Source organism: Streptomyces sp. NPDC057428 (genome assembly GCF_042803195.1).
Classification (GTDB): domain Bacteria; phylum Actinomycetota; class Actinomycetes; order Streptomycetales; family Streptomycetaceae; genus Streptomyces.
In genome coordinates this window covers 1-22321 of record NZ_JBHVCT010000006.1, presented here as the reverse complement: position 1 = coordinate 22321, position 22321 = coordinate 1, and the positions used below count along the sequence as shown (strand labels likewise).

Sequence of the window (22321 nt, the reverse complement as noted above, 5' to 3'; positions counted from 1 at the left end):
GCACTATCGTGAACGGCCCTGGTACGCCCGCCCGGCAGTCCACGGGGGAACAGCCGGGCGGGCCTCAGCCACTCGACACAACGGGAGCGGATCAGCATGGCGGACGCAGCGAAGAAGAGCCCTGAGATCAGGCCGCAGGACATGCACGCCACGGGCGGCGACGCCGGCACGATCACGACGAAGGACATGCACGCGACCGGTGGCGAGGCCACCACGGACGACATGCACGCGACTTCGGAGCCGGCCAACTAGACCTCAACCGCACGGGGAGCGGCCGCGGCGGCGCGGAGGGGGAGCCGTCGCGGCCGTGGCGTGTGCGCACCACGGGCACGGTCAGTAGCGCAGCTCCGCCGTGACAAGGCAGCGCTTCACGCGGGAGACCAGACGCGGGCTGTCCATGGGGACCGTGACGATCCTGGACTCGCCGGCCTTGACCTCGGCCTCGGTCCTGTTTGTGTCGACCGTCAGCCCCTTGGCATCGACGAACGTCACGACCACGTCGTACAGGTGCTCACTCGTGGCGGTCGAGCGGATCTCGACCGACGAGGACTTCGATCCCGCGCGCCTGCCCTTCCTGGGCCCGGCGCAGCGGATCACGCGCAGCGCGGGGTCCTCCGAGGCGGTGGCCTCGGGGGTGGCGGACTCGTAGGTGGAGCCGCCGGACGAGCTCGACGAGGTGTCGTCGTAGTCGTCGTCATAGTCGTGGTAACCGCCGTTGCTCTTGCTGGAGTTGGAGCATCCGCCACCACCGGAGCCGCCGCTTCGGCTCTTGCCGCTCCGGCCTCCGTGGCTGGAGGTGGAGAATCCGGTGAGCGCGAGCACCACCACGACCAGTACCGCCGCGAACCTGATCCGTCGCCGCATCATCGACGCAGCCCCCCTTGCTGTAGTCGGCCTCTGAGGCCGTCGCACGAACGCGACACCGTAACTCACAGCATTCCGGACGCCCACCCGCAGCCTCATCATGGCCCTGTCACGATCTCGTCATGGTCTCCGATGGCAGGGAAGATCGGCCGGGCGTAGCGTCGGTCCGGGGAGCGGAGCGCACAGCCGTGCGCCAAGGTCCGGGAGGCTGACGATGGTCCGTAACGTCCTCGGCTCCGTCGTCGCCCTCGTCGGCGCCGCCGCAGCGGTTCAGAGCCCCTTCCACAGCTGGTACGACGGCCGCCTGGGCCGGGACTACCGGGTCCAGGACCTGTTCGGCGGCATCACCGGCGCCTCGTCGTCCGTGATCGCCTCGATCCTGCTGCCGTTCCTCTTCGCCGCCCTGATGACCCTCGTAGGGGTCATTCTGCGCTCGCGCTGGGTGGTGGCCCTCGCGGGGCTGATCGTGCTCGGCTTCACCGCCCTGTGGATGGTCCGCCAGGGCCAGGCTGCGGGAAGCCTGACGGTCGGCGGTGAGGATTCCGGGCTCGGGTGGGGCGTGGCGCAGGCACTGGCGGGCGGTGTGCTGCTCCTGCTGGGCGCACTGGTGATGTCGGGCCTTCGCCGGGGGCCCCGCCGAAGGGACGCCGTCGAGCCGTATCCCGTACCGCCGGACGACCGTCCGGACACCTGGCCACCCACGCAGGAACCCGGTCCGGCCGCGATGACGTCGCCGGGGCCGGAACCTGAGGCGGACCCGTACACGGGACCGGGCCGCCACCGGACGTCACCGGCCGACGAGGACACCGCGGCCTACCCGGTCCAGGACGGGGACACGCATCCCGGACGGGACGACGACGGGGAGCGCGACCGGTATCACCCGCCGCACCCCTGAACCGCCGACGCCCGTCAGGCGTGCGCCCGGTTCCCCGTGCCCGTGCCCTTCAGCGCGTCCAGGGCGTACACGCAGCGGTCCTTGCTGCACGCGTACACGACGCCCGCCTGCGCCACCGGGGAACCCGTGATCTCTCCGCCCGTGGCCAGCTTCCAGCGGAGCTGGCCCCCCGCCGCGTCCAGGGTGTACAGCACGTGGTCGGCCGAACCGAAGTGGACGCGGCCGTCGGCGACGACCGGGGAGCCGACCACCTCGCCGCCCGCCGCGAAACGCCACTTCGGCGTCCCGGTGACCGCGTCGAGCGTGTACAGCGCGCTGCCGCTGCCGACGTGGACGTTTCCGGCGCCGACCAGGACGGGCTCGACGGACTGGCGGGCCTCCGTCGCGATCCGCCAACGGTCCTTGCCGGTCGAGGCGTCCAGGGCGTACACGGTCCCGAGGTAGTCGGCGAGGTACACCCCGCCGCCGGTCACGGCCGGGCCGGGCGCGAAGGCGGGCGGGGACAGGAAGACGGCCGGTGATTCGAAGTGCCAGCGCACGCGTCCCGAAACGCTGTCCACGGCCAGTACCCGGGTGCCCGCCGCGACGTACACGAAGCCGTCCGGTGCGGGGGTCACCCGGACGGGCACCCCGCCGCAGGACGCCGCGTCGCCGACGGGGTAGGACCAGCGCTCCGCACCGGTGCGCGCGTCCACGGCCCGCAGCCGCGACTCCTGCCACAGGAACACGGTGCCGTCGTGGATGACGGGCCCCGCCTCCGGCGTCTCGAAGTCCGTCTGGACGCCCCTGGTCTCCCACAGCTTCTCGCCGCTGGAGGCCTCCCACGCCTGCACGCCGCCGCCGCGCGTGGCGGTCAGGACGGTGCCCCGGTCGGCCTTGAGGGAGTACACCCAGGCGTCCGTGGAGAGCCGCCAGCGCTCGGCGCCGGTCGCCGCGTCCAGCGCGTACAGCGAAGGGCCGTCCGAGGCGTGGATCCGGCCGCCGTCGACGGCCATCGACCACGCCACGTCCCGGGTCTTGAACTGGCGCCGTCCGTTGCCCACGTCCAGGGCGTGGACCTCGAACGACGTCACGTACAGCAGGTCGCCGACGACGACGGGCGTGCCCCACACGTCGTTCGACATGCGGAAGCGCCACGGCCTCCAGCGCTCCGGGGCGGCGTCCGGGGCGGGCGCGGGGGCGGGCACCACCGGCGCGGTGGGCGGTGTCGCGGACTGCCCGCCGGGCGGACGCACCCAGCCGGTGGCCGGGTCGGCGTGCGCGGCGGCGGGCCCGCGCACGTCCACCGGGCGCGGGCCGGGCCCGATCGGCACCTTCGCCCCGGACAGCCTCACGGGACCCCCGTCGGGCACCGGAGCCGTCACCGGGGCGGGCGCGGTCCGCGGCTCGCCTCCGTTGCCCCACGCCGCCCCACGGCCTGCTCCGGGCGGCGGCTGCCGCGGGGGCGGCGGCACGGCCACCGGTGCGGGCGGGGCGACGACGGTACGGCCGCCGCCGCGGCGGCGTTCGATCATCGCGGTCGCCACGGTCGGCAGCCAGGCCGAGGCCGTCCCGCTGTCGTCGCTGCCGGATCCGAACAGGTGGGGGGCCAGCTGGGCCTGCAGGTCCGCCGGGCTGGGCCGCCGGGTCGCGTCCATCTGCATGCAGGACTCGATGAGCGGGCGCAGGTCGTCGGGCAGCCCCTGGGTGTCGGGGCCCTCCCGCAGGAGCATGAACACGGTCTCGACAGGATTCGCCCCGTGGAAGGGGGCGTGCCCCGTCGCCGCGAAGACGAGGGTGGAGCCCAGCGAGAAGATGTCGCTCGCGCCGGTCACGCTGCGTGAGTCTCGGGCCTGCTCGGGGGACATGTAGGCGGGGGTGCCCACCGCGACGTTCGTCATGGTCAGGCGGGTGTTGGAGACGCCGGACGCGATGCCGAAGTCGATGACCCGGGGTCCGTCCTCGACCACGAGGACGTTGGACGGCTTCAGGTCGCGGTGCACGAGTCCGGCCCCGTGGATCGACTGCAGGGCCTCCGCGATCCCGGCGGCCAGCCAGCGCACGGCCTGCGTGGGCATCGGCCCGCACTCACTCACTATCTCCTCGAGGGAAGGTGCGGGGACGTAGGCGGTCGCCAGCCAGGGCACGGCGGCCCTGGGGTCGGCGTCGACCACGGCGGCGGTGTAGAAGCCGCTGACCGCGCGGGCGGCCTCCACCTCACGCGTGAACCGGACCCGGAACAGCTGGTCCTCGGCCAGTTCCGTACGAACGGTCTTGATCGCGACCCGTCGGCCCGACGCCGACCGCGCGAGGTAGACCAGCCCCATGCCCCCGGCTCCGAGCCGTCCCAGCACCTCGAACGGGCCGATCCGCCGCGGGTCATGCTGCGTCAGCTGTTCCACTTGCCTGCCACCTCCCCGTACGGACCTCAGAAACAGAAGCCCGCGAAAACACGCCCCTTGCAGCGTCTCACCACTGGACACCACTTGGCGGTGCGCACCCTGATTCTTCCTGGCTCGCGGCCCGGTTGCGAACCCGGGGGCGGATCGGGGTGTCCTGTGGCACTCCGATCCTTTCAGGACAGCGGCGCGATCCTCCTTGAGCAGGGCGTGTCCCGGGCCGTACCCGCCGCCGCGTCAGGCCACGGCTCGGGGGAGCGACTCGGCCGGCTGGAGCACGGCGAATACGGCGCCCTGGTCGTCCTGCAGCACCGCCATCCGCCCGTACGGGATGTCCATGGGCGGGGCCGTGATCCGGCCACCGAGGCGCACGGTGGTCTCGGCGGTGCGGACGCAGTCCGTGACGGCGAAGTAGTTGAGGAAATAGCTGGGCAGCATCTCGGGGAAAGCGTCCGTGATGACGGCGCGACCGCCGATCGCGGTGTCGTCGCCCGGTTCGGTGCCGGCGGGGGACCACATCCGGAACCCCTCCGCCGCTCCCGTGCCACCGGAGGGCTCCGGGATTTCGATGTCGGTGCCCTGGAAGCCCAGGACCTCCTCGTAGAAGGCGTCCACACGCTCCGGCTGACGGGTGTACACCTCGGTCCAGCAGAAGGCGCCGGGCGCGTTCTGCTTCTCGAAGCCCGCGCGGTCGCCCGCCTGCCAGAGGCCGAACACCGCACCGTCCGGGTCGGCGGCCTGGGCCAGGACCCCGGCCCGGCCGGCTCGCACCGGGTCGGTGATGATCCGCCCGCCCGCAGTCCGGATGGCGGCGACGGTGGCGAGGATGTCGTCGGTGGAGAAGTAGACACCCCAGGTCGTCGGCATACGGCCGTCCTTCTTGGCGGCCAGCGCGGCGACGATTCTCCCCTCACTGTAGGCGTCGGCGAAGGGCATTCCGTCGCCCGCCCGGAAGGTCCAGCCGAAGAGCCCGCCGTAGAAGCGCTTGCCCGCTTCGAGGTCGGAGAGCTGTACGTCCACCCAGCACGGCACCGACGCGAACACGGCCATGGCCCGGATCCTTCCGTCGCAGAAAGTCGCAGAGGAGTCGCAGAGGAGTCCCAGAGGTCCGGGCCGGAGTGGGGACGACCGGGGTTCCCGGCGCGCCGCCACGAGGGCAGCGGTGACCCCCGTCACACTCAACGTAACGTCGGGGGCCGCGCGGCGCGCTCCGAGCGGGCCGAATAGAACATTTGCCCGAATCGTGAAGGTTCCGCACCGCCGGTGGACGCGAGTTGTCCACCGAAGTTATCCACAGGCTGTTGATAACAACATCACACCGGAGCACATCCCCCGGCGCGGAAGAAGCGCAATTCAATTACCCATTGCACCGGCGCAAAAAAAAATACACTCCGGCACCTCGGAAATTGCGCTGTTCACCCCGTGCGCACTGGCCCGTTCCCCATTTGCAGTCGGCCAGATCGCGCTCGGATCACCCCTCGGTAAGCTGACGGCATGACAGGACAAGTGCGCACCGTCGACGGCCGCGTGGCTGGTCGGCGAGGTCAGGAGACGCGGCAAAAGCTGCTCGACTGCCTCAGCGAGATGCTCAGCTCCTCGCCGTACCGGGACGTCAAAGTCATCGACGTGGCCCGGAAGGCGGGGACTTCACCCGCGACTTTCTACCAGTATTTCCCCGACGTCGAGGGCGCCGTTCTCGAACTCGCCGAGGAAATGGCCAAGGAGAGTGCCGGACTGACCGAACTGGTCGGCGGTCGCTCCTGGGTCGGCAAGGCCGGCTGGCAGACCTCCGAAGAACTCGTCGAGGGATTCCTCGACTTCTGGCGCCACCACGACGCGATCCTCCGGGTCGTCGACCTCGGCGCGGCCGAGGGCGACAAGCGGTTCTACAAGATCCGCATGAAGGTCCTCAACTCGGTCACCAGCTCGCTGACCGACGCGGTCAAGGAACTGCAGAGCAAGGGCAGGGTGGACAGGGACGTCAGCCCCGCAGCCGTCGCGGGCGCCCTGGTCGTCATGCTCGCGGGGGCCGCCTCGCACCAGAAGGGCTTCACCACCTGGGGCGTCAAGCAGGCAGAACTCCGTTCGAACCTTGCCCTGTTGGTTCATCTGGGCATCACCGGCAAGAAGCCGGTCAGGTAGGCGCCGGCCAGGACTCCCCCTCCTCACACCGGGAGCCGCACACCCTTCGCGGCTCCCCATGTCCTGTCGCGCCGAAGGCGGACCACACGCGTGGTCCGCCTTCGGCGTTTCCGCACCCGGCCCCGGGACGATGGAATGGGGTCATGAGCGATGCACAGAAGGCCTTCCGCGAACTGCTCCGAGCGCAGCGCGTCTGGGACGTGCCACTCCCCCCGTTCGAGCCCGGCACCGCGCCCGCCGCCCCCCTCCCCCTCTTCCACTCCTGGTTCGCCGAGGCGGTGGCCGCCGGGCAGACCGAGCCGCACACGATGACCCTGGCCACGGCTGACGCCGGGGGCCGCCCCGACCTGCGGACACTGATGCTGCACGACGCGGACGGGCGCGGCTGGCACTTCGCCACGCACTCCACCAGCACGAAGGGGCGCCAGGTCGCCGCCCGCCCCCACGCCGCCCTGGGCTTCTACTGGCCCGCCCAGGGCCGCCAGGTACGGGTGCGGGGCACGGTCGTCGCCGCCGGCAGGGAGGAGAGCCGGGCGGATCTGCGGGCGCGGTCGGCCGGTGCGCTGGCCTCAGCGCTGACCGGCTCGCAGAGCGAGGTGCTGCCCTCCCGCGACGACCTCGTAAGGGCCTCGGAGGCCGCCTGGGAGCGCGCGCAGGCCGATCCGGACACCGAGGCGAGGACCTGGACGCTGTACGTGGTCGAGCCGCAGGAGGTGGAGTTCTTCCAGGGGGACGCACGGCGGCGCCACGTACGGCTGCGCTACCGCCGGGAGGGCGAGGACTGGATCCGCGAGCTGCTCTGGCCGTGACCACGGCGCCCCGGAACCCCGCACTGGTCCGGTTCGCCCAGGAAAGGAGCATTATGGGATACAGGTGAGCCGCTGGAGGCACCCATGGCACGAGCCCGTTCCCGATACGCCCCTGACCGCGGGCTGACCACCCGCATGGTGAGCACGATGTTCTTCATCGGGCTGCTGTACGTCGTCGTGGTGGGCGTGCTCCTCGCCGTCCTGCGGGGCGCCTGGCCGATCGTCCTGATCATCGCGGGCGGCCTCTTCGTCGCCCAGTTCTGGTTCAGCGACCGCATCGCGGCCTACGGGATGGGCGCCCGGGAGGTCACCCCGCAGGAGGCGCCCGAACTGCACGGTGCGGTCGACCGGATCTGCGCCCTGGCCGACATGCCCAAACCCCGGGTCGCCGTCGCGCGGAGCGACGTGCCGAACGCCTTCGCTACCGGCCGCAGCGAGAGATCCGCCCTCGTCTGCGCCACGACCGGGCTCCTGCGCAGACTGGAGCCCGAGGAGCTCGAAGGCGTCCTGGCCCACGAGATGTCGCACGTCGCGCACCGCGACGTGGCCGTGATGACGATCGCCTCGTTCCTCGGGGTCCTGGCCGGGATCGTGACACGCGTCGCCCTGTGGGGCGGCCTCGCCCGCAACAGCCGGGGGAACGATCCGGCGGGCATCATCATCATGCTCATCCCGCTGATCAGCGCGGCCGTGTACGCCCTGAGCTTCCTGCTGACCCGGCTGCTGTCCCGCTACCGCGAGCTCTCCGCCGACCGCACGGCCGCCCTGCTCACCGGCCGCCCCTCGGCACTCGCCTCCGCACTGACCAAGGTGAGCGGGCAGATGGCCCGGATCCCCACGGAGGACCTGCGCAAGGCCGAGCCCTACAACGCCTTCTACTTCGTGCCCGCCTTCGCCACCAAGGAGAGCCTGGGCCGTCTGCTCTCCTCCCACCCGACCCTCGAACAGCGCCTGGACCAGCTGGCCCGCATCTCCGCGGACCTGTCCCGCCCGTAAGGAGGTCCCGTGGGCCTGCTCGACAGCATCCTGGGACGCAGCAAGCCCGTACGCCCCGATCTCGACCAGCTCTTCGCCGTGCCCTCCGCGGCGCTCACCCTCCAGGCGGCTACTGGTTTCACCCCGACCGGGCTCGGTTCGGTGTGCTTCGCGGGAGTGGAGGGCGGCGCGTTCGCCCGCGTCCGGCAGGACGTACGGGACCTGCTGGACGCGGACACCGGGCGCGGCGGGATCCCGGTGGAGTTCAGCCGGGACGACTACGGTTACACCTGGCTGCTGGCCGGCCACGCACCCGACGACACGGCCGGCCTCGTCAACGACCTGCACGCGGTCAACACCCTGCTCCAGGACGGCGGCTTCGGACCGCAGCTGCTCTGCTCGCTGATCGGGTTCCGTGATCCGCAGGGGCGTTCGCTGGCGCTGGTCTACCTCTACAAGCGGGGCACGTTCTACCCGTTCGCCCCCGTGCCGGGCGGTGGGGAGAAGCGCGACAGCCAACTCGAGCTCCAGGTGCGGGCGGTGCTCGGCGACGACCTCCGGGTGGAGGGCGACCTCGCGCGCTGGTTCCCGGTCTGGGGCGCTCCCGGAATCTGAACAGGCGCCCGTACCCGCCGAATCGCCCGCCCGTGATCATTTCGCAACCGATTCCCACCCGTACCGGAACCCATCATGTTCATGTCCGATTACGCTCCGAACCATGCCAGACAGCACATCCACCCCCCGCGACGCCCAGCAGTCCACCCCCACCGAACGCACCGACGGCCGGCCGGTCTACGTGATCGGCGGCGGCCCGGGCGGCCTCGCCGTCGCCGCGGCCCTGCGGGAGCAGGGCGTACGGGCGGTGGTCCTGGAGAAGTCGGCCCACGTCGGCGCCTCCTGGCGCCGCCACTACGACCGGCTCCACCTGCACACCATCCGGCGCTGGTCGGCCCTTCCGGGGCTGCCCATGCCACGACGGTTCGGCCGGTGGGTGTCGCGCGACGACATGGTGCGCTACCTGGAGAAGTACGCCGCCCACCACGAACTGGAGATCGTCACCGGCGTCGAGGTCTCACGCGTCGACCGGACCGCGGACGGCACCGGCTGGCAGCTGAGCGCGACCGGCGGCCGGGTGCTGACCGGTCGCGCGGTCGTCGTGGCCACCGGCTTCAACCACACCCCGCGCGTACCCGCCTGGCCAGGTCGCGAGGACTTCACCGGCGAACTGGCGCACGCCGCGCACTACCGCGACCCCGCGCCGTACACCGGTAAGGACGTCCTCGTCGTCGGCATCGGCAACACCGGGGCGGAGATCGCCGTCGACCTCGTCGAAGGGGGCGCCGCCCGGGTGCGGATCGCCGTCCGCACGGTCCCGCACATCGTGCGCCGCTCCACGGCCGGCTGGCCCGCGCAGGCGACCGCCGTCCTGGTCCGCAGGCTGCCGGTCCGGCTGGTCGACCGGGCCGGGCGTCTCATGACCCGCGTCTCCGTGCCCGACCTGGCCGCGCAGGGCCTGCCCCGTCCGGACACCGGGCTGTACTCCCGGGTCAAGGAAGGGGCGATCCCGGTCCAGGACGTCGGCCTGATCGACGCGGTGAAGCGCGGACAGGTGGTGCCCGTGGCGACCGTCGAGTCGTTCGACGGGGACACCGTGGTGCTGGCGGACGGCAGCCGGATCACCCCCGACGCGGTGATCGCGGCGACCGGCTACGAGCGCGCCCTGGAGGACCTGGTCGGGCACCTGGGCGTGCTGGACGCCCGGGGCCGTCCCGTGGTGCACGGCGCCCGCACCCCGGAGGGGGCACCGGGCCTCTACTTCACCGGATTCACCAACCCGATCAGCGGCATGCTCCGCGAAATAGCCCGCGACGCACGGAAGATAGCCGCGCGGCTCGCCAAGCACTGAACCCGGTCGCCGGGACGGCCGGCGCCCGGGGGGCCAGGCCCTGCGGAACCGAACCGGGGCCCGGCCCCGCCGGAGTTCTCCCCTACGCCGCCGGGGCTGGGTTGACCGTGACCCAGCCCTGGTTGTTGCCGGACTTCGGGTCGTCCGGGAAGCCCGTGCCCGTGATCACCGGCTTCAGGGCCACACGACCCTTGGCGTCCGGGACGACGGTGTCGACGCGCAGGCTGAAGCGGAACGTGCGGACGGCGTCCTCCAGCACCCAGTACGGCATGTCGCACACGTATCGCGGGGCGCCGAGGCGACCCGGGTGGTAGCCACCGTCCGCCGTCCGGGGGTCGCACGCGGCGGGCACCCCGGTCACGGTGACGCCCTCGGGGACGGTGAAGTCGACGACGGCCACCGAGTCGCCCGAGCCGAGGTTGCCGAGCCAGGCCGGCCCGTGGTTGCGGAAGGTGAGGCGGGCCTTGACGGTCTCGCCGGCTGCGCCGGAGACCTTGGAACCGCGCACGGAGAAGTCGGCCGTGTTGACCGCGTCCACCGCGACGATCCCGTAGTTGTCCCCCGTGTCGATGTCGGTGGCACCGCCCCCGGGCTGGACGTGGACGTCGAGGCGCTCCCGGAGCGCATGACCGGTGACGGCGATCCACAGCGGCTGGGGCAGCGTGAAGCTGTCACCGGGTTCGAGCACCTGGTCGAAGGTGCACTGGGCGTGGGACGACGGCGCGTCGTCGACGCCGCCCGCCTGTGTGTACACGCAGGCGTCGTACGCCGAGTCGAATCCGAGGCCGTGCGACGCGACCATGCCGAGCGTGAACCCCTCGGCGGGTTCGTTGCCCTCGTTCGTCACCGAGAACGGCACCATGTACCCCGAACCCGGCTGAGCGTCCCCGATCGGGGCGAGGCCGTTCAGGACGAGGTTGGGGCCCGATCCGACGGTGACCGTCGTGTCGAACGAGTCGCGTGGCGCCTCCAGCGTCCCCTGGGGGCCGCCGGTCGCGATCGCGGCGTAGGTGATGCGGCCGTGCGCACCCGCTTCGGCGCCTTCCGCGGCACGGACCTTCAGCAGCACCTGAGGGGTGTAGTCCGATCCGATCGTGGGCACCTCGGGGACGCTGCAGACGGCCGTCGTGCCCGTCGGGGCGCAGTTCTCGGGCCAGGTCACGTCCGCCACCCCGGCGATACCGGAGATGTCGACGGTGAGGCGGCCTTCCGTGACGGTGAAGTTGTCGTTGTCGTGGTAGAGGCCGACCTCGACCGGGGTGCCGGTCTCCCCGCCGGCCTCCAGATTCTTCTCGGGCGGCGCGGCGATCCACAGCTGGTCGGTCTCGGCGGCGGACGCAGGCGCGGACATCCCGGCGAGCAGGATTCCGGCCGTCGCGACCGCGCAGGCGCCGCGGCGTACGAACGGGTGGACGGAGACGGGTCTCATGTTTCTCCAGTGACTGGTGTGCTCCGCCGGAGACCGACATGCCCCCGGCGAGAGTTGGACGATCAAGGAAGGTCCGGGGTTGTGCAGTCAGTGCCACCAACCGGCGCCGCGGTCAGCCCGTACAGCGCCATGTCGATGGAGACCGCGAGACCGATCTCGCCGCGCGACCACCCGAACTCCGTGTGGAGCGGGTCGATGAGCAGCCCGGGAGGGAGTTGAAGGCCGCGCCGCCGATGATCGTCACGAAGGTGACGGCTGCGACGATCCACGCCCGGTGGATACGCCGTCGGCCGGGGAGCCCGTGCGGGGTGCCGGCGACGGCCGCGCTGTCGGTTGTCCGATTCACGCGGCCCAGCATCGGGCCCGGTGCGCCGCAGCGACGAGTGGCCGGGCAGACACTCTTCGCAGGGATCGGGCCAAGCCGGTCACGGCCGCGTCCCGGAGCGCCACGACACGACCCGGGCGTGCACGGCCCAGGCGAACCCGGCTCCCACCACGTACCAGAGGAGGTCCGGGCCGTTGAACGTCGAACCGAGGACCAGCCGCGCCACCACACTCCGCCGGGACAACTGGGCCGGTACGTCGGTGAGCTGGGCCAACTCCACCGCCCAGCTGAACGCCAGCGCGGCCCCGGCCGCCACCGGTGGGCGCACCCGCGGGGCGAGGAACACCACCACCGCATGGACCAGCACGGTGTAGAGCGCGTCCCCCGCGTACTTCGCGAAGTCCCCGCCCGTCACCGCCCGGACGCCGAGCCCCGCCGCCACCGTGAGGAGGGCGGCTGCCGCCGCCGTCGCGCGGTGCGCCGACGGACGGGGAATGAACGGCTGTTCCACCGGCTTCACCTCCATGGCAGGACGTCTATCAGCCCGGAGCGGCGGGCGGCCAGTCCGCCGAGGATCAGGAGACCGCATGCCGCACCGTGTCGTCGTACTCGCCCTGGACGGCATCCTGCCCTTCGAACTGGGCATTCCCCAGCGGATCTTCGACAGCGCCCAGGGTGCCGGCCGGGCCCGGTCCCGCCGGACAGAACCTGGTGCCCTGACCGGATGGGCTCGCCGGAAGTTCTTCGTCATGGACGGGCCTCGCCAACCCTCCGTAGGCTTTGATCGCCTACGAAAGGGGCAGGGTGAACGGCAATCCGCTGTACCACTGGATAGCGCTGGTAGTGTCCACGGCGCTCGTGCTGCCGGTATCGGTGTCGATACTGGCAGGGTGGACGCCGCCATGGATGCGGAAGCGTCGGGGCGGGCTGCGGCTTCGCGCTTACGGCCTTCTGTGCATCTACGCCCTCATGCTCGTCAACGGCATCCCGCGGATCGCCGACGCCTCCTTCGAGACGGTCATGGCCTGCACGAGCGTCGGTTTCGGCTTCATCGCCGCCGCTGCAGTCCTGTTCCTGCTTGCGGTACGCAAGGATTCAGGCGCTCAGAAAGCTGACACAGTCGAGCCTTGGAAGGGCTGAGAGCCTGCCGGACCTGCCACGTCCCGGGTTGGTCCGGCCGCTGGTGCGAGCGGACGGACCACGACGGCGGGACCTCGAAGGCCGACACAGGCCACACCTCCGCGCGCGGACCGGTTCTTCAGAGCCGCGCCCGGTCGCCGGGCTGCTCCTGGATCACCGGGACCATCATGGGGCCGCCCCGGTCCACCTCACACCAGATCCGCTTCCCGGCGCCCTCCGGCTGCCAGCCCCAGCGGTCCGCAAGGCCGTCCACGAGCTCCAGCCCGCGGCCGCCTGTGTCCCCGCCCTGCGCATGACGCGGCTGCGGTGGCCGGCAACTGGTGTCGGCCACCTCGACCCGGACCGTCCCCGAGGAGCCCGTGGAGCCGAACAGCATGCGGAGCACGGCCGGACAGCCCGTGTGGACGACCGCGTTGGTGACGAGCTCCGAGATCAGCAGGAGGAGCGTCTCCGCGATGGGCTCGTCGTCCTCCATCCCGGACCCGATCAGCCGGGAGCGTGCCCATCTGCGGGCCCGTCCCACTTCCGCGGGATCCGCCCCTACCTCAAGCTGCACCTGAAGCACCTGCACCGCTCACACCATCCGAACCGGCGGACACATCGCCTAGCGCCTCCTCAGGGTCACAGAACGTGACTCCCCTGTGAGACAGCATGGTTGACGTACAGTCACCGCAACAAGCGCTTCGGGCATATTCCAGCGCGAAGGAGTACGCGTGCTGCATACTGTGCGACGCCTGCTGCGTAGAGTCGAACAGCCGCGCCCGCGCACCCGGGGAGGCGTGCCCCCGGCCGGCCCGGCGCAGCTCCGTGGGCCGCGAGCAGGGCATCCTTCACCGGCAGGGCCTGCCGCAGGGGCCACACCCGGAACCTCGGGTTCCATTACCACTCGCATCCAACGGAGCGTACCCGAGCGGCGCTCGGCGACTGCGTCCGGTGACGGATCGCGCCCGGGACGGACCAGCGCCGCCGCAGCGCCGCGTCACCCACCGATGACGTTCCGTACGCCCCCGGTCAGCCACTTCTCCGCCGGGCGGCCCCTCGGGCCAAGCCGGGCAGGCGCCCGGTCCGGCCCGCGGGTCGGCGCGAACTGTTCGCGCTGTTGGGCGTGTTGGGTGTGATTCCTAGGCGTCGGGTTCGATCACGGTGAAGTACGCGGAGAGCGCGGCGACCGCCTCCTCCTCCACGATCCGTCCGTCCCGGTCGGTGTCCAGGCTCCGGGCCGCGACGCTCGCGATGTCGTCGGCGGCGCCCAGCACCCGCAGGGCGCGTTCCACCGATGCGACCGGGGCGGAGGCACCCGCGGCGCCCTCGGGGTCCGTTCCGGCCGCGACGGAGAGCGCCGCCCGCAGGAAGGGGCGCGCGATCTCCGCGAAGCGGTCGGGGTTGTCCCGCAGGCGCTTGACGGCCCCTCCGACGAACTCCCCCCGGGTGACCCGCTGGTCCCCGTCCACGTCGGCGATACCGGCCATGCCCTGCCAGAAGGCCTCGGCGCCCGAATAGAGGGCCTGGCCTCTGTCGCAGCGGGCCGTCGTTCCGAACTCGGTGAGGAGGCGGGCCGCCGCGGCGTTGAAATCGGCGCGATCGATGTAGCCGTTGCCGTCCTGGTCGAAGGCGGCGAAACGGTGTGCGATCTTGCGCTCGTACTCTGCGCTGTCCATGCGGGGAGCGTACGACGCCGATGGGCGTCAGGTGTCACCGAATCCCTCTGCGGGTGTTACAACCCGGTACTCGCCGGTCGTGTCAGGCGATGAGTGGCTGGGATTCCTCGTCGGTCGCGGCGTCCGCGTCGGGGTAGCAGTCGAACAGCCGTCGTACACCGAGGGCTCCGAGCACCTTGTTGACGTGGGAGCCGTCCACCGCGCCGCGGTCCGGGAGGATCAGCCGCAGGCGGCCGCCGCAGGACTTCATGAGGCGGCGGGAGGCGATCAGCACGTTGACGCCGCTGGAATCGCAGAAGAGGACACCGGAGAGGTCGAGGACCACGTCGTGACGGCCGGCGGCGACCGCCCCGTGTACGGACTGCCGCACGACGGGTGAGCTGACGAGGTCGAGCTCGCCACGGATCCGCAGCACGGTCCACGCGTCCTGCTCGGTCTCGTACACCTTCAGCGTCACGCGCCCAGGCCTCTCGTTCCGGAGGTTCCGGAGGATCCGGAATTTACCGTTCCTCCTCGCGGCTGCCCGTTCGGCCGTGAGCGAAACCCCGTTCCGCCCCTCGGGCCGGACGCTGGATCCAATCAGAAGCGATCACTTGCAGCCTGTTTGCACGGTCAGCAAGTGGCAAGGTTTGGAGTATTCCCTATCATCCGAGGCCAGTCGGGGGACGCACTTGCTGGAAACACCCGTGCTCGGACCAGGCCGCCGACTACATTCGACGTGACGCGGGGAACAGGGCTGGGGGCTGATGGTGAAGGACGCACCACCGCGCTGGGACCGCCGGATGCAGCAGCGGCTGGCGCGCGGCGAGGCGGCCGCCCTCGGCGAGCTCTACGACCGGTTCGCCGCGCTCGTGCACAGCCAGGCCCACCGCATGCTCGAGGACGAGGACGCCGCGGACCAGGTGACCCGCGAGGTCTTCGGCCACGTCTGGGAGCACCCCGACACCTACGACCCCAGGAACGGCTCGATGCGCTCCTGGGTGGCGCGACTCACACACCGCGAGGCCGTGCGCAGACTCCGCGTCGCCCAGGGTGCGGGCGAGGGACCCGAGGCCGGCGAGCGGGACGAGGAACTGGAGCAGCGGGTGCTCCGGGCGACCGCCGCCGCCCGCGCAGACTACATCGTCGCCTCCATGCCCGCCCCGCTGCGCGCGGCCCTGGAGCTCGCCTACATCCAGCGCCGTGACTACCGCCAGACGGCCGCCGACCTCGGTGTCACCGGGGACGAAGCCAGGCGCCGGCTGCGGCTCGGACTGCAACTGCTGTCCACCGCCGCCGCCCGGACACCGGCGGGCTCGTCACCGCCCGGCTACGGACCCGCGTCATGAGCGGGTCCGACGGCGGCGACGACCGAAACGGGCAGGCGCCGGCCGAACGGCGCATACCCGGCCCGAGGGCGGCCGCGGACGACCGGGAGTACCTGCCACCGGCGGAGCCCGCCCCACCGGTGCCGCCGGATCCGCCAGCCCCACCCGCGCTCCCTCACCGGGTCCTGAAGTCACTGCTCGGAGCCTGGGCCCTGGCCGCCTGCTCCGCCGAGGAGACCGCGGCGGTGGAGGAACACCTCACGGGGTGCGCCCGGTGCGCGGACGAGGCCCTGCGGCTGCGCGACGCCGTGGGCCTGCTGCACACCGACGGCACGCTGGACCTGGACCCGATGCTGCGCTCCAGGGTCCTGGAGGGTTGCCTGGGGCGCCGTCCGGCGCGCATCCCGGTGCCGGACTGGGCCGTCCCGTACGACGCGGAGACCGCCAGGCTCGACGCGCTGCTGCGGGACATCGGCGACTCGGAGTGGCACGCGCCGGTGCGGCTGAAGTGGTTCGAGGGCGACCACCAGGTGAACCGCAAGACCACGGTCGCGGGAGTCATCAGCCATCTGATGGCGGTCGACGGCCTGGTCTCCAGGGCACTCGGCCTGGACGACCCGCTCGGCGGCGGCGACAGGCCGCTGTCACCGACCGAGCGCACCGAGGCGCACTGGTCGGCAGCCCACCGCCCGCCCACCCGGACCGTGCGGGGGCCGTGGCGCGAACAGAGTCACGCCCTCGTGCGCACGGTGTCCTTCGCGGGCCGCGGCGTCGCCGAACTCTCCGTCCCGTACGGCGGCTTCGCCCTCCCGCTGCAGGACTCGCTCCTGGAGCGGGCCTTCGAGTGCTGGGTGCACGGCGAGGACATCGCGGACGCGGTGGACTATCCGTACGAGCCGCCGTCGGCCGCCCACCTCCACCGGATGATCGACCTCGCGGCCCGGCTGCTGCCCGCCACCCTGGCCGGGCGCCGTCGTGCGGGTCTGGCCTCGCCCGCCCGCCAGCTCGTCAGCGCGGGAGCACCGGGCCGCTCCCTCCACCTGGAGGTCGAGGGCCGCGGCGGCGGCGACTGGTACATCGCGCTGGACTCACCGGCCGCCCTGGGCTCCCCCGACCACACGGTCGCGCAGGTGGCACTCGACGGTGTGGAGTTCTGCCAGCTGGTCGCGGGCCACGTGCCCCCGGTGGAGGCGGCCGCCGGGCAGGAGGGCGACCGCGAGGCCATCCGCGACGTGCTGTTCGCCGCGGCCTCGCTCAGCAGGCTGTAGGGGCCTGGCAGACCGGGCTAGCCAGGCACCCAGCAGACCCCCCGCCTGCAGGTTGCCCGCGACAGACCAGCGCACGGCCACCTAGGGAGCCGGGACCGCTGCCAGGCGGGCGGAACAGGCTGAGCGGACGGTCGCGTTGTCATCGGGGGCCTGCGCGCTGAGAGGCGATGGACACCGCGCCGATGCGGGGTGGGCGGCCGCGATCCGGCCTCGCTCGCTACGGAGAGCGAACGGGTCACGGCCGCCCGGGTGTCGAAACGGCAGGGGTCAGAGGGCCGCCGCGGTGTGCTTGGTGCGACTCCTGCGGCGGTGCAGAGCGAACGCTCCGCTTGCCGCGCCCGCGGTGAGGAGGCCGGCGACGAGGGCGATCGGCAGCGCCGGGGAGGCCGAACTGCTGTCGGCGACGTTCTGCGCGTTGAGGTCCTGTACGTACGGCGGGTACGGCGTCTTGTCGGAAACGGCCGTGGTAGCCCCGCTGTGGTGAGGGATCCTCTTCACCGACTTGACCGAGCCGTCCATGTTCAGCAGCACCTGCTTGTTGTTGGGGTGGCGGAAGTCGAACATGCCGCTCAGGCTGCCGGCCCGCTGGTCGAAGGAGGCGTCGCCGATGCGGCCGGCGTACCAGTTGTTCTCGATGAACTTGGTGATCGACGCCTGCTCGGTGGCGGTGTGGTCGACCTTGTTGACCTTGCTGTAGGGGGAGATGACCAGCAGGGGCTGCCGGGTGCCAGGTCCGCAGCGGTCCGCGTAGCCACCCTTGGCGGCCGGGCCCGCCTGGCAGGCGGCGCTGTCGAGAGCCTTGCCGTTGGAGCCGGCCGTGGAGTCCTTGGAGCCGTTGAGGACCTTGGAGGTGACGTGGTCGTACCAGCCGTCGGAGTCGTCGTAGGTGACCACGACCGCGGTGGACTTCCACTCAGGTGACTGCTGGAGCGCGTTGATCTCCTTGACCAGGAAGTGCTGCTCGTCGACGGGGTCGGAGTAGCCGGCGTGGCCGTCCTGGTACTCGGCGGCCTTCAGGAAGCTCACCGCGGGCAGGTTCCCGGCCTTCAGGGCCGCGTCGAAGTCGGTCAGGTCGTAGTTGTGGTTGGCTCGCCCGCTGTGCCCGACCTCGGCGATGTTCTTCGGGGCGAGGTGGTGCGGGTTGGCCGTCGACTTGTAGTAGGCGAACGGGTTGTGGTGGGGGCTGTAGTCCTCCACCGCCGCGCCGCCGACGTTGGTGTGGGTGGTGCCGGCGCACTTCGCGTAGTCGCCGCTGGTTCCGTCCCAGGCGGTGGACGGGCGGAAGCCGCTCTGGAACCAACCCCAGCTCACGTCTTTGGAGTTGAGCAGGTCACCGATGTTCTTGCCCTGCATCGCCGCGAGCGCGCTGGTGGAGGTGTGGTCCTTGTCCGCGCAGTCGTCGTAGGCCGGGTCGGGGTCGTTGATGAGCGTGCCCACACCCTTGGCATCCGGGGAAATCACGGCGTACGAGTCGGGCTTCGTGGTCTGCTTCGGGTTCTCCGTGCCGGAGGCCGGGTCGACCGAGACGACGCCGTGGGTCTGACCGGAGACCAGGTTCAGCGCGCCGGGAGTGGAGGGGCCGTAGACCGAGCTGAACGACTTGTCGTTGAGGGCGTACTGCTGGGCGTAGTTCCACAGGCCGGTGACGGTGTTGCCGTCGTAGTAGTCCATCACCAGGCCGGGCTCGCCGAACAGCCCGGTGCACTTGCTGACCTCGGTGTTCTCGACGTACTTGTCGGCCTTGCCGCCGTTGGCCGCGTACTGCTCGGGGCCGTAGGAGTGGTTCTGGTCGCAGGTCATGGCCTGCGCGCTGGACAGCCGCTTGGGCGCGTAGAGGTTCGGGTTCGTTTTCAGCAGACCGGAGTTGAGGAGGTTGTTCGTCTTCGGGGTGTGCGCCGCGGCCTTGAAGTTCGTGCCGTCGGTGTTCGCGGCCTTGGGGTAGGTGGCGAAGTAGTGGTCGAACGACACGTTCTCGTCGTAGATCACGACCACGTGCTTGATCGGCGTCGCGGTGCGCGTGGCGGAGATGCCGTGGCCGCCGTGCGCGGGGGCGGCGAAGGCGGGGGCGGCGCCGCCCGCGGTCGCCAGGACGGCGACGCCGAGCAGGGCGCCCACGCGAGCCAGCCGGCCTCGCGTGCCGGGGGTTCTACCTGTGCCGATCATGCTGTCTCGCCTTTCGAGTGCACTGCGTTCCGCTGCCACGACATCCGTGGTCATGGCACCTGCGGGGGGGAATGTCCTCAATGCTGAGGGAGCGGCAAGGCGGGTGAGCGAACGGCCGGTCAAGAACGTCCCATGGTCCTTCAGGGAATTGCCCATGGTCTTTTAGTCTGTTCTTGACCGGTACGGGTGGGCGGGATCAGGCCAGCAGTCCCCGTCCCAGCCAGTCGGACGCGTCCCGGACGCCGGGCAGGGCGAAGAAGTAACCGCCGCCGAACGGGGTGATGTAGTCGGCCAGCGGCTCGCCGGCCAGCCGCTTCTGCACGGTCTCGAACTGGCGGGCCAGGTCCTGCTGGTAGCAGCAGAACATCAGGCCCATGTCGAGGTTGCCGTTGCTGTCCAGACCCCGGTCGTAGTTGTAGCTGCGGCGCAGGATGCACTGGTCCTCGGTGGCCGAGGTGCGTGGGTTGGCCAGCCGGATGTGGCTGTCCAGCGGGATCACGTCGCCCTTGGGATCCTGGGCGTACTGGGGGGCGTCCTTCTCATGGCGTCCGTCCAGCGGGGCGCCGGTGTCGCGGGCACGGCCGAACATGCGCTCCTGTTCGGGGAGAGAGACCCGGTCCCAGAACTCCACCAGCATCCGGATCAGCCGGACGACCTGATAGCTGCCGCCGGTCGCCCAGCCGGGCTCGCCGCCGCCGGCGCCCACCCATACCAGGCGGTCCATCTCACGGGAGTTGCCCATGTCTGGGTTGGCGGTGCCGTCCATGAAGCCCAGGTGGTTGCGCGGGGTGCCGGACGGGCGGGGTGGGCTGACGAAGCCGTCCATCCGCCAGCGCGCCTGCATGCCGCCGCGGGTGTGCCGGGTGACGTCGCGCAGGGCGTGCAGAACGGTGTCCGTGCTCGCGGCGCAGAACTGCACGCTCAGGTCGCCGTGGCACCAGGCGGCATCCAGGTCGTCGTCCAGGAAGGACGGCATGGCGGTGAGCCGGTGCGGCTTGCGGCTCTTCAGGCCGTAGCGGTCGTCGAACAGCGAGGCACCGACACCGACGGTGACGGTCAGGTGGTCGGCCGGGATGTCGGTGCCCAGGGTGCCGGAGTCCTTGGGCGGGGCGGTGATGCCGAGCGAGTCCGGGCTGCCGCCGGCGGTGAGGGAGCGGGCTCGGTGGGTGAGCGTGCGCAGCAGGTCGGTCAGTTCGCGGCGGTTCTCGGCGGTGGCGTCGAAGGAGACGAGAGCGGTGGCGCGTTGCGCCGGGGCGGTGATCCCGGCCTGGTGGCGGCCGTGGAAGGGCACGCTCGCGCTCGTACGCTCCGGTGCGGCGGTGGCGGCGGCCCGGTCGGCGGCCACGAGTCCGGTGCCGGCCACGGCGGCCGCGCCGGCCAGGAAGCCTCTGCGGCCCACGGTGCTCACGCGGTCCTCCGTGCGTCGGTGAGGGCGGCGACGTTCGCCAGTCGCTCCACCAGTTCTCCCAGATCGGCGTCGGTCTTCTCCCGCTGGGCGCGGGTGAGACCGGCCAGCGGGGTCCAGTGGTCGTCGTGGTCGAAGCCGTCGAGCGTGTGCCGGGTGCGGTCCATCCAGGAGTCGAGCCCGGCGAGGCCGGTGTCGCGGGTCTTCAGCAGCGGGCGCAGATAGCCGAGGAGCGCGCGGGTGCCATCGAGGTTGGCGCGGGCGGTGGCCAGGTTGGTGCCGCTGCCGTAGTCGGTGCGGCCGGTCAGCTCGAACTGCATGGTTTTCTCCAGGATCTCGTGCGCGCGCAGGCCGACGTCGGCCGGGTCCATCCGCTGGTCGGGCCAGCTGCCGCGCAACGCGTGTACGTCCGTGGCGAGCCGGTCGGCAGGGCCGCGCAGACTGCTCTCCGACTCGCCGTGCCACAGCCCGTACTCCACGCGGTGGAACCCGGCGAAGTCCTTGTCGCGCACCCCACCGGACAGTCCGGCCGTGGTCCCGTTGATCGCGGCGTCGGCATCGCCGAAGGTGCCGTAGGCCGCGCCCATCCGCTCGTACACCAGGTGCGCGGGCATCCAGGCGGCACGGGCCGCGGCGAGGTCCCCGCGGTCCACGGCGGAGCGCAGCACGTCGGTCTTCCGCGCCAGCTCGACGGTGCGGCCCTGGATCCACTTCTGGTAGGCCAGTGTCAGCGGGATGAGGTCCTGCTGGGAGACGGGCACGGCAGCGGGACCGCTGGTCACCGTCGAGCCGGTGAGGCGCACGGTGGGGCCGGTGACGGCGTCGGCGTCATCGGGCAGGCACTTGAAGGCGTACAAGCCGTTTCCGAGCGTCACCGGCATCGAGCGGACGGTATCGGGGGCAAGCCCCTCGACCTCGCCGTAGACGGCGCCGGTCCTCGGGTCGGTCAGGTACACCTCGGCCGCCGTGCTGGAGGTGTTGCTCAGGTCGAACACCTGGCGCCCGGGCTCCGGGTGGGTCCAGCCGCGGCCACAGCCCGAGGCTGCGACCTCGACGGTAGTGTGGCGCAGGCCGTCGGCCGGAGTCGGCTTGTGGGCGCTCGTGCTGGTGCCTCCCGCCGCGAGCACACCGGCCGCCGCGGCTACCAGAGCGCCGCCCGCGAGCAGCGCGGTGCGCTGCCGAGCGGAGTTGCGGGGTGCAGGCGGTACGGGGCCGGCTTCGGTGTCGAGGGCGGCTTCGGGCACGTCGGGCCTCCGGGGGAGTCGTACGAATTGAGGCGGCGCAGATGAGCCTAAGCGGGCCGAACGGGCCGCAACCGCGTTCCTGACCAGGTCCTGACCATAGGAAAAGCCAGAATTCGTCCGCAGTTCATCCAGCCATCTGGCGGCGCCACGACCGGTGAGGCTTCGACAGTGCGGCGATAACCATAGGTGCCTAGGGATTGAATGTATCGAGCGCGTTGGGCACTTCGGCCGGTGCCCGCCAGGCGTAAAGGCCCGCCGTGGTGGGCAGTTCGGTGACCGCAGTATCCAGAGTGCATGGCGTGGAGAGCAGGTCGGTTTCGGCCTGCCGGTCGTCGCCGACGCCGGATACGGCGACGCCACCGGCTTTCGCGAGGGCCTGACCGAGCGCGGCCTGACCTACGCGGTCGCGGTCA

22 protein-coding genes and 1 pseudogene are annotated in these 22321 nt (G+C 71.5%); 11 read left to right on the top strand and 12 right to left on the bottom strand.

What is annotated here, in order from left to right; all coding sequences use genetic code 11:
* Window positions 1-96 precede the first annotated feature (96 nt).
* Window positions 97-252, top strand: a complete 156-nt coding sequence (locus ACFU5K_RS03925) for a hypothetical protein (protein ID WP_384056431.1) — start codon at window positions 97-99, stop codon at window positions 250-252.
* 81 nt (window positions 253-333) lie between these two features.
* Here ACFU5K_RS03925 and ACFU5K_RS03920 read toward each other — a convergent pair whose 3' ends face one another.
* Window positions 334-867 (bottom strand): hypothetical protein, encoded by a 534-nt coding sequence (locus ACFU5K_RS03920; RefSeq protein WP_384056428.1) that lies wholly within the window; start codon window positions 865-867, stop codon window positions 334-336.
* 211 nt (window positions 868-1078) lie between these two features.
* On the opposite strand from ACFU5K_RS03920, the gene ACFU5K_RS03915 reads away from it, so the two are divergent.
* On the top strand, window positions 1079-1759 hold the full coding sequence (locus ACFU5K_RS03915) for a hypothetical protein (protein WP_384056425.1): 681 nt from the start codon (window positions 1079-1081) through the stop codon (window positions 1757-1759).
* Window positions 1760-1773: 14 nt separating this feature from the next.
* Here the strand turns inward: ACFU5K_RS03915 and ACFU5K_RS03910 are convergent, their stop codons facing one another.
* Together ACFU5K_RS03910 and ACFU5K_RS03905 are read right to left on the bottom strand one after the other, a co-directional pair.
* Window positions 1774-4140 (bottom strand): PQQ-binding-like beta-propeller repeat protein, encoded by a 2367-nt coding sequence (locus ACFU5K_RS03910; RefSeq protein ID WP_384056422.1) that lies wholly within the window; start codon window positions 4138-4140, stop codon window positions 1774-1776.
* Window positions 4141-4374: 234 nt separating this feature from the next.
* Window positions 4375-5187, bottom strand: coding sequence for a VOC family protein (locus tag ACFU5K_RS03905; protein WP_384056419.1), 813 nt, complete (start codon window positions 5185-5187; stop codon window positions 4375-4377).
* Window positions 5188-5631: 444 nt separating this feature from the next.
* Here ACFU5K_RS03905 and ACFU5K_RS03900 point away from each other — a divergent pair, with 444 nt between their 5' ends.
* The 5 genes from ACFU5K_RS03900 (at window position 5632) to ACFU5K_RS03880 (ending at window position 9969) form a co-directional block, all read left to right on the top strand.
* Window positions 5632-6279 carry a TetR family transcriptional regulator gene (locus ACFU5K_RS03900; RefSeq protein WP_384056416.1) on the top strand — a complete coding sequence of 216 codons (648 nt, stop codon included), beginning with the start codon at window positions 5632-5634 and terminating at the stop codon, window positions 6277-6279.
* 143 nt (window positions 6280-6422) lie between these two features.
* Window positions 6423-7088 carry a pyridoxal 5'-phosphate synthase gene (locus tag ACFU5K_RS03895; protein ID WP_384056414.1) on the top strand — a complete coding sequence of 222 codons (666 nt, stop codon included), beginning with the start codon at window positions 6423-6425 and terminating at the stop codon, window positions 7086-7088.
* A gap of 84 nt (window positions 7089-7172) precedes the next feature.
* Window positions 7173-8084 carry a zinc metalloprotease HtpX gene (gene htpX, locus ACFU5K_RS03890; RefSeq protein ID WP_384056411.1) on the top strand — a complete coding sequence of 304 codons (912 nt, stop codon included), beginning with the start codon at window positions 7173-7175 and terminating at the stop codon, window positions 8082-8084.
* Window positions 8085-8093: 9 nt separating this feature from the next.
* Window positions 8094-8678, top strand: a complete 585-nt coding sequence (locus ACFU5K_RS03885; RefSeq protein WP_384056408.1) for a hypothetical protein — start codon at window positions 8094-8096, stop codon at window positions 8676-8678.
* A gap of 103 nt (window positions 8679-8781) precedes the next feature.
* The gene (locus ACFU5K_RS03880; protein ID WP_384056406.1) at window positions 8782-9969 is read left to right on the top strand and encodes a flavin-containing monooxygenase; all 1188 of its coding nucleotides are present in this window, start codon (window positions 8782-8784) and stop codon (window positions 9967-9969) included.
* Window positions 9970-10051: 82 nt separating this feature from the next.
* Here the strand turns inward: ACFU5K_RS03880 and ACFU5K_RS03875 are convergent, their stop codons facing one another.
* The 3 genes and pseudogenes from ACFU5K_RS03875 to ACFU5K_RS03865 form a co-directional block, all read right to left on the bottom strand.
* Entirely contained in the window at window positions 10052-11398 is a 1347-nt protein-coding gene (locus ACFU5K_RS03875; RefSeq protein ID WP_384056403.1) for a hypothetical protein, read from the bottom strand.
* A 107-nt stretch (window positions 11399-11505) separates the two neighbouring features.
* A pseudogene (locus tag ACFU5K_RS03870) lies at window positions 11506-11756 on the bottom strand (MFS transporter); the annotation flags it as partial.
* A 67-nt stretch (window positions 11757-11823) separates the two neighbouring features.
* Window positions 11824-12249, bottom strand: coding sequence for a DUF2809 domain-containing protein (locus ACFU5K_RS03865; RefSeq protein ID WP_384056400.1), 426 nt, complete (start codon window positions 12247-12249; stop codon window positions 11824-11826).
* Between the two features lie 278 nt (window positions 12250-12527).
* Here ACFU5K_RS03865 and ACFU5K_RS03860 point away from each other — a divergent pair, with 278 nt between their 5' ends.
* Window positions 12528-12863 (top strand): hypothetical protein, encoded by a 336-nt coding sequence (locus ACFU5K_RS03860; RefSeq protein WP_384056676.1) that lies wholly within the window; start codon window positions 12528-12530, stop codon window positions 12861-12863.
* 118 nt (window positions 12864-12981) lie between these two features.
* On the opposite strand, the gene ACFU5K_RS03855 is transcribed toward ACFU5K_RS03860, so the two are convergent.
* From ACFU5K_RS03855 to ACFU5K_RS03845, 3 genes are all read right to left on the bottom strand, one after another.
* Window positions 12982-13434, bottom strand: a complete 453-nt coding sequence (locus ACFU5K_RS03855; RefSeq protein ID WP_384056398.1) for an ATP-binding protein — start codon at window positions 13432-13434, stop codon at window positions 12982-12984.
* A 550-nt stretch (window positions 13435-13984) separates the two neighbouring features.
* The gene (locus tag ACFU5K_RS03850) at window positions 13985-14521 is read right to left on the bottom strand and encodes an EF-hand domain-containing protein (protein ID WP_384056395.1); all 537 of its coding nucleotides are present in this window, start codon (window positions 14519-14521) and stop codon (window positions 13985-13987) included.
* Window positions 14522-14603: 82 nt separating this feature from the next.
* Entirely contained in the window at window positions 14604-14978 is a 375-nt protein-coding gene (locus ACFU5K_RS03845) for an STAS domain-containing protein (RefSeq protein WP_327115874.1), read from the bottom strand.
* A gap of 289 nt (window positions 14979-15267) precedes the next feature.
* Between ACFU5K_RS03845 and ACFU5K_RS03840 the strand changes: the two genes are divergently transcribed.
* Window positions 15268-15849 (top strand): RNA polymerase sigma factor, encoded by a 582-nt coding sequence (locus ACFU5K_RS03840; RefSeq protein ID WP_384056393.1) that lies wholly within the window; start codon window positions 15268-15270, stop codon window positions 15847-15849.
* Window positions 15846-17096: a maleylpyruvate isomerase N-terminal domain-containing protein gene (locus ACFU5K_RS03835; protein WP_384056390.1), complete on the top strand. Its 1251-nt coding sequence runs from the start codon at window positions 15846-15848 to the stop codon at window positions 17094-17096. Before ACFU5K_RS03840 ends, ACFU5K_RS03835 begins: the two co-directional genes overlap by 4 nt.
* A gap of 267 nt (window positions 17097-17363) precedes the next feature.
* Here ACFU5K_RS03835 and ACFU5K_RS03830 read toward each other — a convergent pair whose 3' ends face one another.
* The 3 genes from ACFU5K_RS03830 to ACFU5K_RS03820 form a co-directional block, all read right to left on the bottom strand.
* Window positions 17364-19259 carry a phospholipase C gene (locus tag ACFU5K_RS03830; protein WP_384056387.1) on the bottom strand — a complete coding sequence of 632 codons (1896 nt, stop codon included), beginning with the start codon at window positions 19257-19259 and terminating at the stop codon, window positions 17364-17366.
* 196 nt (window positions 19260-19455) lie between these two features.
* Complete coding sequence (gene efeB, locus ACFU5K_RS03825) at window positions 19456-20667, bottom strand: iron uptake transporter deferrochelatase/peroxidase subunit (protein ID WP_384056384.1); 1212 nt, start codon at window positions 20665-20667, stop codon at window positions 19456-19458.
* Complete coding sequence (locus tag ACFU5K_RS03820; protein ID WP_384056381.1) at window positions 20664-21908, bottom strand: EfeM/EfeO family lipoprotein; 1245 nt, start codon at window positions 21906-21908, stop codon at window positions 20664-20666. The genes efeB and ACFU5K_RS03820 overlap by 4 nt, the downstream gene beginning before the upstream one ends.
* Window positions 21909-22062: 154 nt before the next feature.
* Here ACFU5K_RS03820 and ACFU5K_RS03815 point away from each other — a divergent pair.
* The coding region (locus ACFU5K_RS03815; RefSeq protein ID WP_384056378.1) for a transposase at window positions 22063-22321 on the top strand (259 nt) is incomplete at its 3' end.

Excerpts from the sequence above, each read along its gene's own strand:
- ACFU5K_RS03925 (WP_384056431.1), top strand. The coding sequence starts at position 97 with ATGGCGGACGCAGCGAAGAAGAGCCCTGAGATCAGGCCGCAGGACATG.
- ACFU5K_RS03920 (WP_384056428.1), bottom strand. The coding sequence starts at position 867 with ATGATGCGGCGACGGATCAGGTTCGCGGCGGTACTGGTCGTGGTGGTG.
- ACFU5K_RS03915 (WP_384056425.1), top strand. The coding sequence starts at position 1,079 with ATGGTCCGTAACGTCCTCGGCTCCGTCGTCGCCCTCGTCGGCGCCGCC.
- ACFU5K_RS03905 (WP_384056419.1), bottom strand. The coding sequence starts at position 5,187 with ATGGCCGTGTTCGCGTCGGTGCCGTGCTGGGTGGACGTACAGCTCTCC.
- ACFU5K_RS03900 (WP_384056416.1), top strand. The coding sequence starts at position 5,632 with ATGACAGGACAAGTGCGCACCGTCGACGGCCGCGTGGCTGGTCGGCGA.
- ACFU5K_RS03895 (WP_384056414.1), top strand. The coding sequence starts at position 6,423 with ATGAGCGATGCACAGAAGGCCTTCCGCGAACTGCTCCGAGCGCAGCGC.
- htpX (WP_384056411.1), top strand. The coding sequence starts at position 7,173 with ATGGCACGAGCCCGTTCCCGATACGCCCCTGACCGCGGGCTGACCACC.
- ACFU5K_RS03880 (WP_384056406.1), top strand. The coding sequence starts at position 8,782 with ATGCCAGACAGCACATCCACCCCCCGCGACGCCCAGCAGTCCACCCCC.
- ACFU5K_RS03875 (WP_384056403.1), bottom strand. The coding sequence starts at position 11,398 with ATGAGACCCGTCTCCGTCCACCCGTTCGTACGCCGCGGCGCCTGCGCG.
- ACFU5K_RS03865 (WP_384056400.1), bottom strand. The coding sequence starts at position 12,249 with ATGGAGGTGAAGCCGGTGGAACAGCCGTTCATTCCCCGTCCGTCGGCG.
- ACFU5K_RS03850 (WP_384056395.1), bottom strand. The coding sequence starts at position 14,521 with ATGGACAGCGCAGAGTACGAGCGCAAGATCGCACACCGTTTCGCCGCC.
- ACFU5K_RS03840 (WP_384056393.1), top strand. The coding sequence starts at position 15,268 with ATGGTGAAGGACGCACCACCGCGCTGGGACCGCCGGATGCAGCAGCGG.
- ACFU5K_RS03835 (WP_384056390.1), top strand. The coding sequence starts at position 15,846 with ATGAGCGGGTCCGACGGCGGCGACGACCGAAACGGGCAGGCGCCGGCC.
- ACFU5K_RS03830 (WP_384056387.1), bottom strand. The coding sequence starts at position 19,259 with ATGATCGGCACAGGTAGAACCCCCGGCACGCGAGGCCGGCTGGCTCGC.